The 16,635-nt window shown below is 33.1% G+C and carries 10 protein-coding genes; all 10 read left to right on the top strand.

The window, feature by feature from the left end:
* Nucleotide 1 precedes the first annotated feature (1 nt).
* Nucleotides 2–1,924 (top strand): type II and III secretion system protein, encoded by a 1,923-nt coding sequence (locus Q1B37_RS23715; RefSeq protein ID WP_299903212.1) that lies wholly within the window; start codon nt 2–4, stop codon nt 1,922–1,924.
* Entirely contained in the window at nt 1,924–3,114 is a 1,191-nt protein-coding gene (locus Q1B37_RS23710; protein ID WP_299903210.1) for a PilN domain-containing protein, read from the top strand. Before Q1B37_RS23715 ends, Q1B37_RS23710 begins: the two co-directional genes overlap by 1 nt.
* Nucleotides 3,107–3,634 (top strand): hypothetical protein, encoded by a 528-nt coding sequence (locus tag Q1B37_RS23705; RefSeq protein WP_299903208.1) that lies wholly within the window; start codon nt 3,107–3,109, stop codon nt 3,632–3,634. Before Q1B37_RS23710 ends, Q1B37_RS23705 begins: the two co-directional genes overlap by 8 nt.
* The gene (locus tag Q1B37_RS23700; protein WP_299903206.1) at nt 3,618–4,583 is read left to right on the top strand and encodes a hypothetical protein; all 966 of its coding nucleotides are present in this window, start codon (nt 3,618–3,620) and stop codon (nt 4,581–4,583) included. Before Q1B37_RS23705 ends, Q1B37_RS23700 begins: the two co-directional genes overlap by 17 nt.
* Nucleotides 4,583–5,074 (top strand): hypothetical protein, encoded by a 492-nt coding sequence (locus Q1B37_RS23695; protein WP_299903204.1) that lies wholly within the window; start codon nt 4,583–4,585, stop codon nt 5,072–5,074. The genes Q1B37_RS23700 and Q1B37_RS23695 overlap by 1 nt, the downstream gene beginning before the upstream one ends.
* 505 nt (nt 5,075–5,579) lie before the next feature.
* Nucleotides 5,580–5,945, top strand: coding sequence for an OmpH family outer membrane protein (locus Q1B37_RS23690; RefSeq protein ID WP_366944353.1), 366 nt, complete (start codon nt 5,580–5,582; stop codon nt 5,943–5,945).
* Between the two features lie 55 nt (nt 5,946–6,000).
* A complete protein-coding gene (locus Q1B37_RS23685) occupies nt 6,001–6,999 on the top strand; it encodes a tail fiber protein (RefSeq protein WP_299903202.1) in 999 nt (332 codons plus the stop codon).
* Nucleotides 7,000–7,053: 54 nt separating this feature from the next.
* Nucleotides 7,054–7,626, top strand: a complete 573-nt coding sequence (locus Q1B37_RS23680; protein ID WP_299903200.1) for a hypothetical protein — start codon at nt 7,054–7,056, stop codon at nt 7,624–7,626.
* Between the two features lie 21 nt (nt 7,627–7,647).
* Complete coding sequence (locus Q1B37_RS23675) at nt 7,648–13,893, top strand: hypothetical protein (protein WP_299903198.1); 6,246 nt, start codon at nt 7,648–7,650, stop codon at nt 13,891–13,893.
* A gap of 37 nt (nt 13,894–13,930) precedes the next feature.
* On the top strand, nt 13,931–16,635 hold a 2,705-nt coding region (locus Q1B37_RS23670; RefSeq protein ID WP_299903196.1), incomplete at its 3' end, for a leucine-rich repeat domain-containing protein.

Below are 16,635 nucleotides of genomic sequence, written 5' to 3'. Positions count from 1 at the left end.
GATGATAAAAAGCATACTATTAATAAGCTGTCTATTAACTATCAATGTATTATGTGCTCAGAGTACATATACAACAGTAGAAGAAAAGCTTGAAGAAATAGCAAAAACCAAAGTAGGATTAGAGGAGATAACACAGTTAGATGTTTCAGGACTAACACTGTTTGAGATTATTACATCGTTAGGAGAGGAGCATCGATTGAATGTTGTAGCAGATCCTGGACTTAACCAAATGGTTACTAGTAACTTTTTTGATGTAAAAGTGAAAGATGTTTTTTTATTCTTAATAAGAACTTATGATTTGGAGGTAGAGTTCATGAACAATATAATTGTTTTTAAGCAAAGAGAAATCGTTAAAGAAACTCCCAAGCCTAAACCTCCAAAAGAGTTAGATATTAGATATAGTAAACAAAACGATTTTCTTTCTGTAAAACTCAAAAATGATTCGCTACCATCTGTGGCTGCAAAAATTACAGAGTTAGCTAATAAGAATATTGTTTTGGCGCCAGATGTGAAGAGTATGAGTGTTTCTGCTTATATTATTAATAGGCCATTTGATCAGGTTATTGAAATGATAGCAAAATCTAATCAATTAATCGCAGAAAAAGATGATAACGGTTTTTATTTCTTATCAAAAGATGTAGAAGTTCAGAATGCTGCAAATAACAACAATAACAGAACTAATAGTAGGCGAAGATCTTCGAGAAATTCTAATAAGAATGTTTCGGGAGATTTGGATATTAAAGTAAAGGCAAATGGTTATTTAACTATTAAAGCTTTTGACGCAAATGCTACGGAAATTATAACAAAAGCAGCAGAATTATTGCAATTAGGATTTGCGATGTATGATAAACCTGATGAAATAGTTACTACCATTTTTTCCGAGGAAATAGATTTTGATAGTTTATTAGAACATATTTTTAGAGGTAAAAAATTTGCTGTAAATAAAACAGATGATTTTTATTTAATAGGGAAGGAAACAACTGCTGGTTTAAGATCTACAGAATTAATTCAGTTAGAAAACAGAACTATAGAATCTGTGTTGGCAACACTTCCTAAATCTTTAACTCAAGAGGTGGAAATCCAGGAGTTTGTAGAACTTAATGGGATGCTTGTTTCGGGCTCTAAACAATTAATTTTGGAACTAGCACAAGTAATAAGGAAATTAGATAAGGTTGTTCCCTTAGTGCAGATTGAGGTATTGGTAGTACAGTATAATAAGTCTTATGATGTACAAACAGGATTACAAGCAATTTTAGGAGATGGTTCTGAAGATATACAAACCCAAGGAAATATTTTTCCAAATACAGATGTAACAATAAATTCAGGTACGATTAATCAGTTAATAGATGCTTTCAATGGATTAGGAATTATAAATATTGGTAAGGTAACTAAAAACTTCTATGCAAATCTTACAGCTTTGGAAAACAATTCGATCGTAAATCTGAAATCAACACCCAAAATTGCTACACTTAGCGGTCATGAAGCGAGTATTTCTATTGGAGAAACAGATTACTATTTTGAGCAAACTAACCGATTGATTAATACAGGAGTTAATGATAATATTTTGCAGTCAGGTCAATGGAAACCAACAGAAGCTAATCTGAGTGTAAATATAAAGCCGTTTGTTTCTTTAGATGAACATGTAACCCTAGAGATCGCCGTAGAAAAGAGTGCATTTATAGGAAGAGCCGGAGAAAGCGCACCACCAAGCAAATCCACTCAGAAATTTGAGTCGCTTATAAGAGTTAGAAATAATGAAATGATATTATTAGGAGGTTTGGACGAATTGGAAAAAGAAAACTCAGGCAGTGGGACACCGGTATTATCGAGAATACCTATAATTAAATGGTTTTTTAGTAGTAAGCGAAAAGCCAAAGATAAATCTAAATTACACGTATTTATTAAGCCTACAGTGATTTACTAATGTCTTTTAAACCGCTAAATATCGCCCTTTTTGGAAATAAAATTCAATCCATCCAGATTCATTTTAGTCTGGAGAAGAAGCAGTACCATTTTATTGAAATAGAAAGAAAGAAAAACGATCTTACTATTATAAATAAATTTACTTCAGAAAGTTTTGAAGATTTGACAGCTAAGTTATCCAAAAACAAACCTATCATTCTTACGCTAACCGGACAAGGAGTGTTATCCAAAAAGGTAAAGAATGATGTTGGATATCAGTCTAAAATATTATTCAATGCAGATTCCGAAGATTTTTACTGGTATGAATATAGGCAAAATGATCAAGTGTATGTTTCAGTAGCTCGAAAAGAAATTATTGATTCAGAAATAAAATTGTTTGATGAAGCTAAGTTTACTATTGTCGATTTTGCAATGGGACCTTTTGGTGCGGCATCAATCTATCCGTTGCTAGAAACAAATATATTACAGACTAATGAAACTACTTTATATTTTGATAATAGCTTATTATCAGAATTTGAAAAACGAAATGAAACCAATGTAATTGAGTATCATCTAGGTACTGAAAAACTCACAGATAATGATATACTTGGTTTTGCTAATTCTTTTAATAACTTATATCCCAATGAGGCGATTGTATCTGAGAAAGCTACAATGTCTTCACGAAAAGAAGAGTTTACTTATAAAAAAGCATTTAATGTACTTGGTATCTTTACACTTTCCTTTTTCTTAATCTCCTTATTGATAAGTTATTTGATGTTAGGGAATTATCAAACAGCACATCATAAAATGCAGGTAGAATTAGGTGAACAAAATGTAGCGTACTCAAAGCTAATTTCTTTAGAGAAGGATAAAGAGAATAAAGAAGCAATATTAAAACAATCTGGGTTAAATGACAGTAATTTTTTAAGCTTTTATATAGCCGAAATAACAGAAGATATTCCTACCGAAATAAACCTAAAAACTCTTAGTATATTTCCAACAACTTCAAAAATTAAATCCGAACAACGAATTGATTTTAATAACAACGTTATTGAAATAGAAGGAACAGCTTTGTCGAACACTGCATTTACTTCTTGGATAAAAGAACTTAAAAAGCATAATTGGGTGGGTAATTTGGAGATTATTGATTTTCAAAGAGAAAATAGAACAAATTCTTTCGTAATTAAACTAATACTAAAATTCGATGTTTGAAAACCTTTCATATAAGAAGAAGTTTTTTGCACTATTAGCATTTATAGTCGTTTTAGGTATTACGGCCTACAAAAGATCTTTTAGTATGACGATAGATGCGGCAAAGCTTTTAGATGAGTCCAGACAGAAATTAGAAAAGGTTAGTAATTCGCAACAGCGTATCACCAATTTAATGGCAGAGGTATCTTATTTAGATAAGTTAATTGGAAAGGAGGTTGCCAATCCGGATATCGTACAACAGGAAATTTTAAATACCCTTACGGAGATCAATTCAGAAGCAGAATTAGTAAAATTAGAGGCTATTCATAAAGCAAGTGATGAATATTTTAATATTTATACTAACAGACTAATACTTACAGGTAGTTACGGAGATCTAATTCATACTACCTATGATTATGAGAAAGTATTTGATTTTTCTAGAGTTGTTAGTCTTAAATTTTATGTGGAAAAAGAACCGAGAACAAGAAGAACAAAATTATTTGAACAAATTATATTTCAGAATTATGAGAAAATACGTTAGTTGTGTAATAGCATTGTCTATAGGGGTTTTGATTAGCTGTGATGATATTATAGAAGATGATATTACAAATGATCTTGTAACAACAGTAGCTCCGCAAGACATGGCTCAAATTGAAGGGAATTCTGTACAATTTAGATGGGACCCAATAGATGGTGCTGATGAATATAGAATACAAATCAATAATCAAGCATCTAATTCCATTATTCTGGATTCTTTAGTGAATACTTCTGTTTTTGATTATACTATGAATCCTGGTTCTTATGAATGGAGAGTAAGGGGAGAAAATTTTGCATATCAAACAGCTTATTCGTTTAGTGCTGCATTTTCGGTAATAGCCTCTGCAGATTTAACGGATCAAACGGTTACGTTAAGTAGTCCAAATAATGGAGTGTTTTTAAATGATACAGGAATTACTTTTTCTTGGGAAGCAATCAGTACCGCAACTTTTTATAAGATTCGTATTTTTAGAATTGATGGAGCGACTGAAACAGAAATTTTTAATAATAATAACGAAAATATAATTGGAACATCAATTACAATCGGCAATTCAGTAATTACTGAAGATGCTTTATACCGATGGGAAATATCTGCTGGTAATGGTTCTAGCGCTACAACATATTTCCCACGAACGTTTTCTGTAGATACACAAGATCCTCCAAAACCGACCTTAACAGAACCAATTTCTGGAGGGACTATATCTACTGGTGAAGAGGTAAGTTTTAAATGGACCTTTACGGATACAGGAACAATTCAGTCTGGAGTAACATATACGTTGCAAATTGCAACAGATCAGGATTTTAATGATGTAATACAATCTGCTTCAGAAGATGTTGAAGAGTACTCATTTACTTTTAATACTGCTGACACCTATTTTTGGAGAGTTAGAGGAGTGGATGATGCAGGGAATGTAGGTGATTATAGTGATAGTAGTCAAATCATTGTGAATTAATGCAGAAAAAGAAATTAAATAAAATTTTAATTGTTGCTGTGGCACTGATTTGGGGAGTGGTTATATACAAGTTTGCGGCTCCATACTTTTTATCAGAGGATGTTGTAATTACAGCAGATGCCTTAGTGGGTAAACCGCAGATATTATTGCGTAAAAAAGACACATTCAAACTTTCTATACCAGACAGAGATCCTTTCCTGGGAAAGTCGTTAAAAGTAAGAAAGAAAACAGTAGCTGTTTCTTCAGTGCCTAAAAAGAAAGTTTCTAGACCTAAAGTGAATATATCTAATAATTGGCCACGTGTGGAGTATTTAGGATATATTAAATCTAAGCAAAGTACATCTAGATTAGGGCTTTTGAGATTAGATGGAGTCTTAAAACGTGTTAGAAGAGGAGCAGAAGTAAAAGGGATTAGAGTCAAAGATATCTCAGAGGATAAAATTTCTTTACAGTTAGGAAAAGATATTCGTGAATTTAATAAACAAAATTAATTTCTCGGAGATTAATTTTCTTAGGATAGTTTATGTTCCTGACGATGTTTATTAGATTAATGAAACACACAGTTTTTGCTTACTTTGTTAGGCTTTTTTTAAGAATTTTTCTTTTGAGTTTTTTAACAATAAAACTTTTTTTGAAAAAAAATGAATTTTCATGGTAACAATTTGTTCGTTTAAGACACTTAATTATAAACCAACGAAGTAATTGGTTGTATTGAGATATTGATAAAATTAAATTTGTAAACATTTAGGGAATATTATAGTTAAAAATGTTAATAATTTTTTTACGGTTTTAACGTATTTTTTTAGTTTTTTTAACATATATTTGCCAAGCCCAAAATAATTGACCATCTTGAAAAAACAACACGTCCCTATATTGATTATTGGCAACATAGTGCTTGTCGGTATCATTTCTTTTTTATTTTCATTCTATTTCGTCGAAAATAACAAGACTTCAATTTTTTATGTTGATAATGTTAAGCTTTTCAATGGATTTAATATGTCCAAAGATTTAGGAAAGGTTAACAATAAAAAAATAGATCAACAAAGAAAAAAAATGGATAGTCTGTATACGGTATATTCTATTTTTTCAGAACAGAAGAATGAAGAGAAGGCTAAGGAAACTGAAATTATCCTAAAGAAAGAGGATCTAGAATTGAGAAGGATGAATGAATATTTTTCTAATGAAGTGAGCCAACAGGTATGGAGTCGATTAAATGCATATATAGAAGAATACGGGAAAACTAATAAATATACTATCATTCTTGGAACACAGGGAAATGGGAATATTATGTTCGCACAAGAAGGGATAGATATTACAAAAAAAGTATTAGAGTACGCTAATAATAAGTACGAGGGAAATTAATAAAGTTTATTGGAATCAACTATGGCGTTCTTACACGCTGAATAAAAGAGAGTTTATGAGAAAACTAACTACTAAATTGTTTATGATATTTGTTTGTTCATCATGTATCATTTTTGCTCAAAACAACACAACGAACGAGGGAACAAATTCAGGAGATCAAGGAAATAATAATAGTTTCTTTGGCGCCAATGCAGGAAGAAATACAACTGCGAATAATAACAGTTTTTTTGGAACAAGTTCTGGACAAAGTAATACCACAGGACAAACAAATGTTTTTGTAGGGCGAAATTCTGGGCGAAATAACATAGAAGGAAATAACAATGTGTTTACCGGTAATTCTACAGGATTAAATAATGCTACCGGAAATTTTAATACGTTTTTAGGAACATTTGCAGGTAGAGAGAATATTGATGGAAGAAGAAATGTATATATCGGAGGTAACGCCGGAAGAAATGCAGTAGGAAGTGGAAATATATTTGTAGGATATAGAGCTGGTTTTAATGAAGCTGGCGATAATAAATTATATATAGAAAACTCGGATGCTGAAACTCCATTGATTTATGGTGATTTTAATTCAGATCAAATCGGTGTTAACACAAATATAGTTCCAGATGGATATAATTTCGCTGTAAACGGAAATACTCAATTAGAAGGAGAATTGGTTACTACTGGTCGGATATCAATAGGTACCAATGAAGATGATCCAGAGTATTTGTTAACAGTTAAAGGAAAAGTGCATGTACAAGAAGTTAAAATCGATTTATTAGGTGCTATCGCACCAGATTACGTTTTTTATGAGGATTATGATTTAAAGACATTACAAGAGGTGGAAGCTTATATCGAAAAAGAAGGACATCTTCCTAATATTCCGGCTGCTTCAGAAATGGAAAAAAAAGGCATCAACCTTAAAGAGATGAATCTAAAGCTACTCGAAAAAATTGAGGAGTTAACCTTATACACTATAGCACAAGAAAAAACAATCAAAGAACAACAGGAGATAAATAAAAAATTGGATAAACGTCTTCAAAAGTTAGAACAATTGTTAGAAAATTAATCTCTAAAATTTCACTTCATTTTTCATAAAACTATGATATTCAAAAGGGTACTTATGGGCTTTTTGGCAGGGACACTGCTGTTTTCATCTTGCCAAAAGGAAAAAAAATCTTCAGTTTCAGAAACGGAATATAAGCTTTTTAACTTGGAACAATCGGGTTGGAAATCTAAATCAATTTCCCATTTATTTTCTGATATAGAATACAAAGCCACATTGGTTCCACTTCAATATTACATTTTAAAAAATGAAGGATCTCATAACTTAGAAAAAGTAGATTCTATTTATGAATCGCTCAAAAACGAACGAGTTATAGAGGTCGAGTTTCAACATGATAGCAAAGATGATTTATTAAAAGGTGAGTATACAGACATGGATTATGAAGCGTCTGTAAAATATATGTCATTTTACATTGAAAAAGATTTTCAAGTGGTTACTCAAAAGGGGGACAGTATTAAATGCTCCGGAGTAACATTCGAAAGAAATTTTAAAGTAGCACCTTTTAAAAGAATATTACTGCATTTTGGAAATATTCCGGAAAATGAGAATGTAAAACTTATTTATCAAGATAATTTATTTGGTAATGGGTTAATGAAGTTCAATTTCAAAGAAACACCTATTAAGTTATAAAAGTATAACACACTGAGTGATATGATCAATACAATACGAAAAAGTAAGGTAACAAAGGTTATAGCAAGTTATTTAGCGATTCAGATGGTAGTGCAAATGGCACAGCCATCACAATTATGGGCTTTAACAAGTGGTCCTTCACAACCGGAATTTAATTCGTTTACGCCAATTGGTACTTCGGATATGGTAGATTTATCATCCGGAGATTTTAATTACAACATTCCAGTGATGGATGTTGGAGGATATCCTTTAAATCTAGCGTACAATGCTGGAGTTAATATGGATCAGGAATCCACTTGGGTTGGATTAGGTTGGAATTTAAACGTAGGACAAATTAACCGACAAGTACGTGGTATACCAGATGATTTTAATGGAGATGAAATTACCTATGAGAATAATCTAAAAGATAACCTTACGATTGGAGCGACCTTAGATGTAAATGCACAGATATTTGGTATCGAGGCACTTAAGGGAGGTGCTGGTTTAACAATACAGCATAACAATTATCAAGGAATCACTTTTAAACCATCATTTGGGTTAAATTTTGCCGTTGCAGACCATGTGAGTGTTGGGATGAATTTAACCTCTTCAGCATCTGATGGTGTTACTGTTACACCAAGTGTAAGCATTAGTACAGCTAAAAATGATAAAGATAAATCCACCAATAATGCAGTAACAGGACGCTTGAATTTTGGAGCACCTTTTAACTCTAGACAGGGATTAACTTCCTTTAATATGAGTGCATCTGTTAAACAAAATTATGGTGGGATGGAATCATCTGGATCTGGAAGTGTTTCTTTTATTAATAGCACTTTTACTCCAACTAAAAGAACAGCTTTTAAAAACTCGGGACTTACGTTTGGAATATCTGTGGGAGGTGACCTTTGGGGAATAGATGGTGAAGTTGGAGTTACTGCGTTTGGTAATCGACAAAGCCTGGCGAGAAAAATGGACGTTGAAAAAGCGTATGGATATGAGTTTACGGAGAATGCCACACGAAATGATATTTTAGATTTTAATAGAGAGAAAGAAGATATCGTAAGTAAGAATACACGGGTACTACCTATGGTAAATTATTCTTATGACCTCTATAATATTAATGGACAAGGAATAGGAGGAATGTTTCGTCCTTTTAGAAGTCAGACGGGCTATATTTTTGATCAGTTTGTAAATGACGAAAGCGATAGTAATTCAGGAGGTGGTGAGATTGAAATTGGATCAGGAATTCATGTAGGATTGGATTATAAAAATTCTCCTTCAGAAAGTCACACTGGAGTATGGGAAACCAATGCCACCCAATATTTAAAGGAAAGAGTGTTAAACCATCCTACTTATGAAAAGGTATATTTTAAATCTATAGGAGAGCTTTCTGTAGATCAGGAAAAGGAATTATTTCAGAGTACTCTAGGTGGGTATAGAGCCATGGCTCTAGCTATAGACCAGCCTGGTGGAAATACTTCTGCTATCGGAAATGGTACGATAAGAAATAATGGCTATGGTAAATATGCTGCTAATAGATATCGAATAAAGAATTACCAAAATAATGGTGTCGATTATAATTATGATGAGGTAATATTTAATGAACCGATTCAGCGAAAGAAGAGGGAAATCAGAAATCAATCCATCCAGCCTGTTACCGCAGGTGATGTTGATCAGTTCCAACTAGGAACTTTCACTACCAATGCTCATGCAAAACCGCATCATAAGGCTGGTATGAAAATACTACAAGGGGATGGATCTACATATACCTACGGAGAAACAGCGTATAACATCCAAAAGGATGAATTATCTTTTGCAGTGCGTTCTAATGGAGATTGTGCTTTAGGAGAAGTAGCTATTGATGGCGATGAAAATACTCGCAATAATACAAGTGGAATAGATCATTATTTTAATAAGATCGCTACACCGCCATTTGCACATACCTATTTGTTGTCTAGTGTGTTATCTTCAGATTATGAGGACAGAAAAGGTGATGGACCAACAGATGATGATTTTGGAGCGTATACTAAATTTAATTATGAAACTACAGAAGATGCATATCAGTGGCGTATCCCTTATGAAAAAGCATCCTTTAATGCAGGATTAAATTCTGATAAAAATGACCAAAAAGGAAGTTACATATATGGAAAAAAAGAGATCAAATACATTAAAAGTATTGAGACTAAAACACATGTAGCAGTTTTCTATTTATCAGACAGAAAAGATGGTCGTGGAGTGAAAAATGAAAATGGAGGAGGAGATGCTACTTCTGCCCATATGCAAAAAATTGATAGTATCTCTTTGTATTCGAGGCCAGAATACATAAAGTATGGAGAAGAAACTTCAGCGATTAAGACTGCACATTTTATCTATGATTATTCACAATGTCAAGAAATTCCTAACAATCTTTTAGAAGAATTAAATGATAGTGAATTAGATGATAATGAATTGGATTATTATAATGCAGAAGGGGTTTTATCCAATAATGGGAAACTAACGTTAAAGAAAGTATATTTTACCTATCGCGATTCTAAAATGGGAAAATATACTCCTTATACTTTTAACTATGGAACGGGATCTTATGATGAAAATGGAAAATGGGTGCAGAGTGATGAATCTAATCCAGCCTATAATTTAAAAGGATATGATATTTGGGGTAATTATAAACCAAACCAAGGAGGTTGTGATGTGAACGATGATATCACTGCTCCAGAATTTCCATATGTAGAACAAGGAAATCAACAGCAACAAGATGTATTTGCACAGGCATGGAGTCTTACCTCTGTAGAATTGCCTTCAGGAGGTAGATTACAAATGACCTACGAATCAGATGATTATCAATATGTTCAGGATCGTAAGGCAATGCAGATGTTCAAAGTTGTTGGAGCAAGTAAATCACTTAATAGCGAGGATACCATTGTTGAAGATGTTTTATATACACCAGGATCCTATAATGGTACATCGGATGCTAAATATTTGATTGTAGAGGTTGACAACAACGTCAATACGGTCAATGATTTCAAGCAAAGATATCTTGGAGAATATATTGATAAACCAGTATTCTTCAAGTTTATGATGAACATGTCTAAATCTGGGGGAGTTACGAATAGCCCTAATTTTTCTAAAAATGAGTTTGACTATGTTACCGGATATTTTAGAATAGACCAAGAAGCTTTAAATAATCCAAATAATCCAATAATATTTGGATCTGATATACCAGGGAAGAAGAACGTAGCAATTCCGATGCAGATGTCAGATCTGGAGGGAGGAATAAACGGAAGTGGTAGAAATGTAAACCCAATTTCTAAAGCAGGATGGTATTTTGGAAGAAAATTCTTGAACAGATTGGTTTACGGTATGAAGTTGACAAATGATCCTCAGAACCCTGCTGATATTGCTCAGGAGTTGGTAAAGAGTTTTGGAGGTATTATTGAAATATTTAAAGGACCAAATGGTAGATTAAGAGATAAAGAATTCTGTGCGAGACGATTTATTCCTGAAAAATCCTGGATTCGATTACAACATCCCGATGGAAAAAAGTTAGGAGGAGGTTGTAGAGTAAAGCAACTTTTACTAGAAGATCAATGGGATAAAATGTTGGAAGTAGATAGGAGTGATTCTAACATCGATAGATATGCGAAAAGATATGGACAGATATACGATTATACCTTAGAGGAAGATGGGACTTCTAGTGGAGTAGCAACTTATGAACCTCTTGGAAGTAAGGAAAATCCATTCGTAGAACCTTTCTACAATCGTGGAGATAAAGTGAGACCAGAAGAAGTGAATTTTGTGGAAAAACCTTTTGGAGAATCATTTTTTCCTAATCCAACGATTACATATAGTAGGGTGACGGTTAAAAATTACACCCCTTCGGACGATATTAAACAGCATGCTACCGGAAAAGTGGTAAATGAATTTTATACATCTAGAAATTTTCCAACCATTGCAGACTATACAGATATTGATAATCCTGCTAACTGGAAATCGAATGATAAAGAGGTAGTAGCAAATGTATTGAAAGGACTTTTTGGATTGAAAGTGTCTGTAAAATCGGAGCTTACTTTATCACAAGGATTCGTAGTGCATACAAACGACATGAACGGTAAAACCAAGTCTCAAAGTGTTTATAACGAATATGATGAGTTTATATCGGGGGTAGATTATAAATATAGTACGAGCGAAGAAGACGAGACTGTATTGGATAACAACCTTGTTACCATTGGAAAAGATGGTGCTATAACAGAAAGAGAAATTGGAGTACAATATGATGTAATTAATGATTTTAGAGAGAATTATTCTAAATCATCAGTATTTGGTATTCAAGGGAATGTAGCGACTTTGATTATTGGTATTTTTCCAATTATTATTCCGACTGCTCCACCCGAAAGATCAGAGATCATATCAACATTACATACCACAACTACCACAAAAGTGATTCATACGACTGGAATTTTAAAGGAGAAAATTGCAAAGGATTTAGGATCACAAGTAAGTACAGTGAATGAAGCTTGGGATGCTAGTACAGGACAGGTCCTTTTAACCAAGACCGTAAATGAGTATGATGATCAGTATTACAATTTTAATTTTCCTGCTTACTGGGGTAAAGATTATAAAAATATGGCGCAAGCCTCTATCAATATTGGAGCAACCGGAGAGTTGGTGAAAAATGGAGATTATTTTAGTTACGGTAGAGATGTAAGAGGATTCTTTAGTACAGGAGATGAACTCTTAATCAGCGCTGATAGAGATGCTACTAGAGCTTGGGTTGTTGGTATTAATAGTGCTAACAACGGAGTTCGTCTTATGGATAGAGATGGTAAATTATTAGATAAAGGTGAGACATTTACTAATAGTATAAATTTCAAGATTATCCGTTCAGGATATCGAAATCAACAGTCGGCGAATATGGCTTCTATTACTATGATGAAGAACCCAATTGAAGGAAAAATAGGAGGAAGTATTTCTACATTAGACTTTACACAGAATAGCACTTCCAGTACTGATAATTTACGTATTGTAAACGCAAGTGCTGTGGAATATAGTGATTTTTGGAATGGACAATGTGAAGGAGATCTTAAAAGTATTCATGAAGATGATTTAAAAAATGTAGAAATTAGTAGTTATGGTTTTAATCCATATTTAGAGAATATAAAGGGAGAATGGAGAGCCAAAAAGTCATACGCGTATTTAGTAGAAAGAGCTAAAATTGCAGAAGGCCAAAGTAATGAGGCATTTAATAGACGAGAAGGTTATTTCAAAAGCTTCCAACCGTTTTATGAGCTAGAAAATGGAGTGTGGAAAATGATCGCTCACGAACAATCAAGAGAATGGACCTTTGCTAGTGAAGTAACACAGTATAGCCCATACGGTGCTGAAATAGAGAATAAAGATGCGTTAGATAGATATTCTTCTGCACAATATGGGTATAACTTTACATTACCTACTGCGGTTACTTCCAATAGTAGATACAGATATATGGGAGCAGATAATTTTGAAGACTCCTATTTTAGAAATGCACTAGGACATCATTTTAATTTCCGCGAAGCGATTGATAGAGATGGAGATGGAGGTATTGTGATTACGGAAGAAGCCTCACATTCAGGTCGATCTAGTTTACTGGTACCTGCAGGAAGTAATGGTAGTGCGGATCAAACTACTAGTTTAATTGGGGAATTAGAGGAAGATCTGGATCCAGATGATGATGGTATTACTAATATAGATGAGGTTATTGATAATGTAGATAACCCAGCGGATAATTGCCCGTATACTTATAATCCAGATCAGGCTGATTACGATGGAGATGGTATAGGTGACGAGTGTGATGATATGTCCGAACCAATAATAAAAGGAGTTTATACTAAAGATAATGTTTGGACAGGACAAGAATGTCATGGCCGAAAAGCTAAATTTACCATTCATGGTACACCAAATGATGATGTATATTTTGCGTTTATAGTGCATGAAAGAGGATTTAGGCAAATGGCAGTAAGGTTTAATAAAATTGTTCAATTTACGCATGAAGGACTTCAGGCTGGTGATATATTAATTTTTAAGGATAGAGAAATAGTGTTAGGTGATACAGGAACAAAGTTTATTGAATATGATTTAGATGTCGCTAAAGGTAGACCTGGTAACTCCAGTGATAAGAATATTTGGAGGTTAGAATTTGTACTATTACACAAATCTACTTTAGAACCAATTCAAGGGACCTCTATAGATCTAAGAGCTGTAGGTTATGATAAATGTCATAATGTAAATCCACCTGTTTGGCTTCCAATTAATTAAGAGTTTCATCAAGAAGAAAAAACATTAAAAAAGATATATGAAAGGTTTAACATATATTCAATACAGAATAAAAAGTGTTTTAATATTAATTGCTGTTATTAATATTGTAACTCATACATTATCTGCTCAGGTTTCACCTCAAGAACGCCAAGCGTTAATTGATTTTTATAATAGCACAGATGGTCCAAACTGGACTAACAACACAAATTGGTTAACAGAGACCCCGGTTAGTAGTTGGTTTGGAGTTACTGTAGTCGATGACAAAGTTGTAGGAGTAAGTTTTTCCAATAATGGATTAGATGGTGTAATTCCAGATTCTTTTGGAGATTTAATTCATCTTAAAAATATTACCATTTTTATAAATAGAATTCGAGGACCTTTACCAGATGTATTTGATACGCTAGTTAATGTAGAGAGTTTTATTTTAGAGCGTAATGCAATATCAGGAAGTATTCCTCCTTCAATTGGAAATATGACCGCTTTAAAGGTGTTAAATTTTGGATCGAATGGCTTTACCGGAAGTATTCCTGCATCCTTAGGTAATTTATCAAACCTAACAAACTTATCCTTATTTGCCAACCAATTATCTGGCTCAATTCCTGCATCTTTAGGTAATTTGAGTAGTCTGGAACGTTTGATTTTATTTAGAAATAATTTAGAGGAAGAGATACCTTCTGAGATTGGAAGTTTATCTAATTTAGAAATAATAGATCTTAATTATAATAGATTATCTGGAGCTATTCCTAGTGAATTAGGTAACTTAACAAATCTTACCAGTATAAATTTGTTTAGAAATGCTATTTCCGGTTCAATACCAGAATCATTTGGAAATTTAATAAACCTTACATTCTTATCAATGGAAAGTAACCAATTGACAGGTAGAATACCTGGTACATTTGGGAACTTAACAAATCTTAAAACATTATATCTATCTAGTAACTTTATTGAAGGACCTCTTCCAGACGTTTTAGGAGGTCTACCAAGTCTTGAAGTTTTTGGAATTCAATCAAATAAAATTACTGGTCAAGTGCCATCTAGTTTTGCTACTTCTGCTTTATCAGGGGTGTTTAAAAATTTCCAATTGTCTAGAAATGAGTTGGTTTTTGTGGATTTTGAATCAGATTTTAATGTTTATAAAAATAATTTAACTACTTTTTCTTATTTAGAGCAATCTAAAGTGGATGAAACGGAAACTGTTTCTGCATCTATTGGAGAGAGTATTACTTTAACGACTTCGGATCTTTCAAGCACAAATAACAGTTATCAGTGGTTTAAAAATAATGTTGCTATACCTGGAGCTAATGCAAGAAGTTATACCATAAATAATATTTCTGATACAGATGAAGGTGTTTATCATTTTACAGCTACCAATAATATAATTACTGATCTCACTTTAACAAGAAATCCAATTACTTTAGAGGTTGGTTGTGGAGTATCAGCTTCCGAAAAACAAGCGTTAATCGATTTGTATAATAATACGGACGGACCAAATTGGCGGAACAGCACAAATTGGTTGACGGACGCTCCAGTATGCGATTGGCATGGAGTAACAGTTACCGATGGAAAAGTAACAAATCTTATTTTGGCATTAAATGGATTGGCGGGTCCATTACCTGATAATTTTAGTGACTTAATACATTTAGAGACTGTAACGTTCGAAAGAAATGCACTAACAGGAACGATTCCAGCTTCCGTTGGAAATATGACAAACCTTACTCTTTTGCATTTTGGATCGAATCAATTTACGGGTGAAATTCCTGCATCACTGGGTAATCTCACTAATTTAGTGACCTTAAGCCTTTATCGTAATGGATTAACAGGTTCAATCCCAAATGAGTTTGGGAATCTTTTGAATCTTGAGGCGTTACATCTACATGAAACTCAAATTTCTGGAACAATTCCAGCCTCTATTGGAAATCTGTCTAAGCTAAAACAACTAAGACTTTATATTAATAATTTAGATGGTCCACTTCCTTCAGAGCTTGGTAACTTATCAAGTCTAGAGGTATTGCATTTAGAGAGAAATAAGATAACAGGAGCAATTCCTGCTTCATTAGGAAATTTATCTTCGTTACAAGAATTGAACTTAGGAAATAACAGGTTAAGTGGTATAATCCCGACTGAGTTAGGAAACTTACCTAATCTTATTAATTTGCGATTATTTTGGAATGGTTTAGAAGGCGAAATCCCTTCAGAACTTGCTAATATTCCCACTTTAGAAGTAATTAGTTTAAATAGAAATCAATTAAGTGGAGAGATTCCTTCATCTTTGGGAAATAGAAGTACATTGAAGTTTTTAGATATAACTACCAATAATATTTCTGGTTCAATTCCTTCTTCTTTTAGCCAATTATCGAATTTAAATCATTTAGGTGTAGCCCAAAACCAGATGTCGGGGAGAGTTCCATCAGAATTTGGAGCATTAGCTAATTCTGATATTCTAAATGTTTTAGGGCTTCAACAAAATAATTTTGTTTTTAGTGATTTTGAAATAGAGTTTGATACCTATCAAGGGAATCTAACTACGTTCAATTATTTATTACAAGCCAAAGTAGACGAAACCGAAACAGTATCCGTAACAGAGAATGGTTCTATAACCTTAAGCAGTACTGCGCTAACGAGTGCTAATAATAATTACCAGTGGTATAAAGATGGAGCTATTATTCCAGGAGCTACCAATAAAGATTTAGTAATAGCTAATGCTACCGCGGTAGATGCAGGCGTATATCATTTTACAGCAAC

This window comes from uncultured Aquimarina sp. (assembly GCF_947492965.1).
GTDB lineage: Bacteria > Bacteroidota > Bacteroidia > Flavobacteriales > Flavobacteriaceae > Aquimarina.
The sequence above is the reverse complement of the archived record's forward strand: the minus strand, read 5'-3'. Positions and strand labels throughout refer to the sequence as shown.

What these genes read in the sequence shown, in the direction of transcription:
- Q1B37_RS23710 (WP_299903210.1), top strand. Translation starts at nt 1,924, where the DNA reads ATGTCTTTTAAACCGCTAAATATCGCCCTTTTTGGAAATAAAATTCAA.
- Q1B37_RS23680 (WP_299903200.1), top strand. Translation starts at nt 7,054, where the DNA reads ATGGGCTTTTTGGCAGGGACACTGCTGTTTTCATCTTGCCAAAAGGAA.
- Q1B37_RS23690 (WP_366944353.1), top strand. Translation starts at nt 5,580, where the DNA reads ATGTCCAAAGATTTAGGAAAGGTTAACAATAAAAAAATAGATCAACAA.
- Q1B37_RS23685 (WP_299903202.1), top strand. Translation starts at nt 6,001, where the DNA reads ATGAGAAAACTAACTACTAAATTGTTTATGATATTTGTTTGTTCATCA.
- Q1B37_RS23700 (WP_299903206.1), top strand. Translation starts at nt 3,618, where the DNA reads ATGAGAAAATACGTTAGTTGTGTAATAGCATTGTCTATAGGGGTTTTG.
- Q1B37_RS23695 (WP_299903204.1), top strand. Translation starts at nt 4,583, where the DNA reads ATGCAGAAAAAGAAATTAAATAAAATTTTAATTGTTGCTGTGGCACTG.
- Q1B37_RS23675 (WP_299903198.1), top strand. Translation starts at nt 7,648, where the DNA reads ATGATCAATACAATACGAAAAAGTAAGGTAACAAAGGTTATAGCAAGT.
- Q1B37_RS23715 (WP_299903212.1), top strand. Translation starts at nt 2, where the DNA reads ATGATAAAAAGCATACTATTAATAAGCTGTCTATTAACTATCAATGTA.
- Q1B37_RS23705 (WP_299903208.1), top strand. Translation starts at nt 3,107, where the DNA reads ATGTTTGAAAACCTTTCATATAAGAAGAAGTTTTTTGCACTATTAGCA.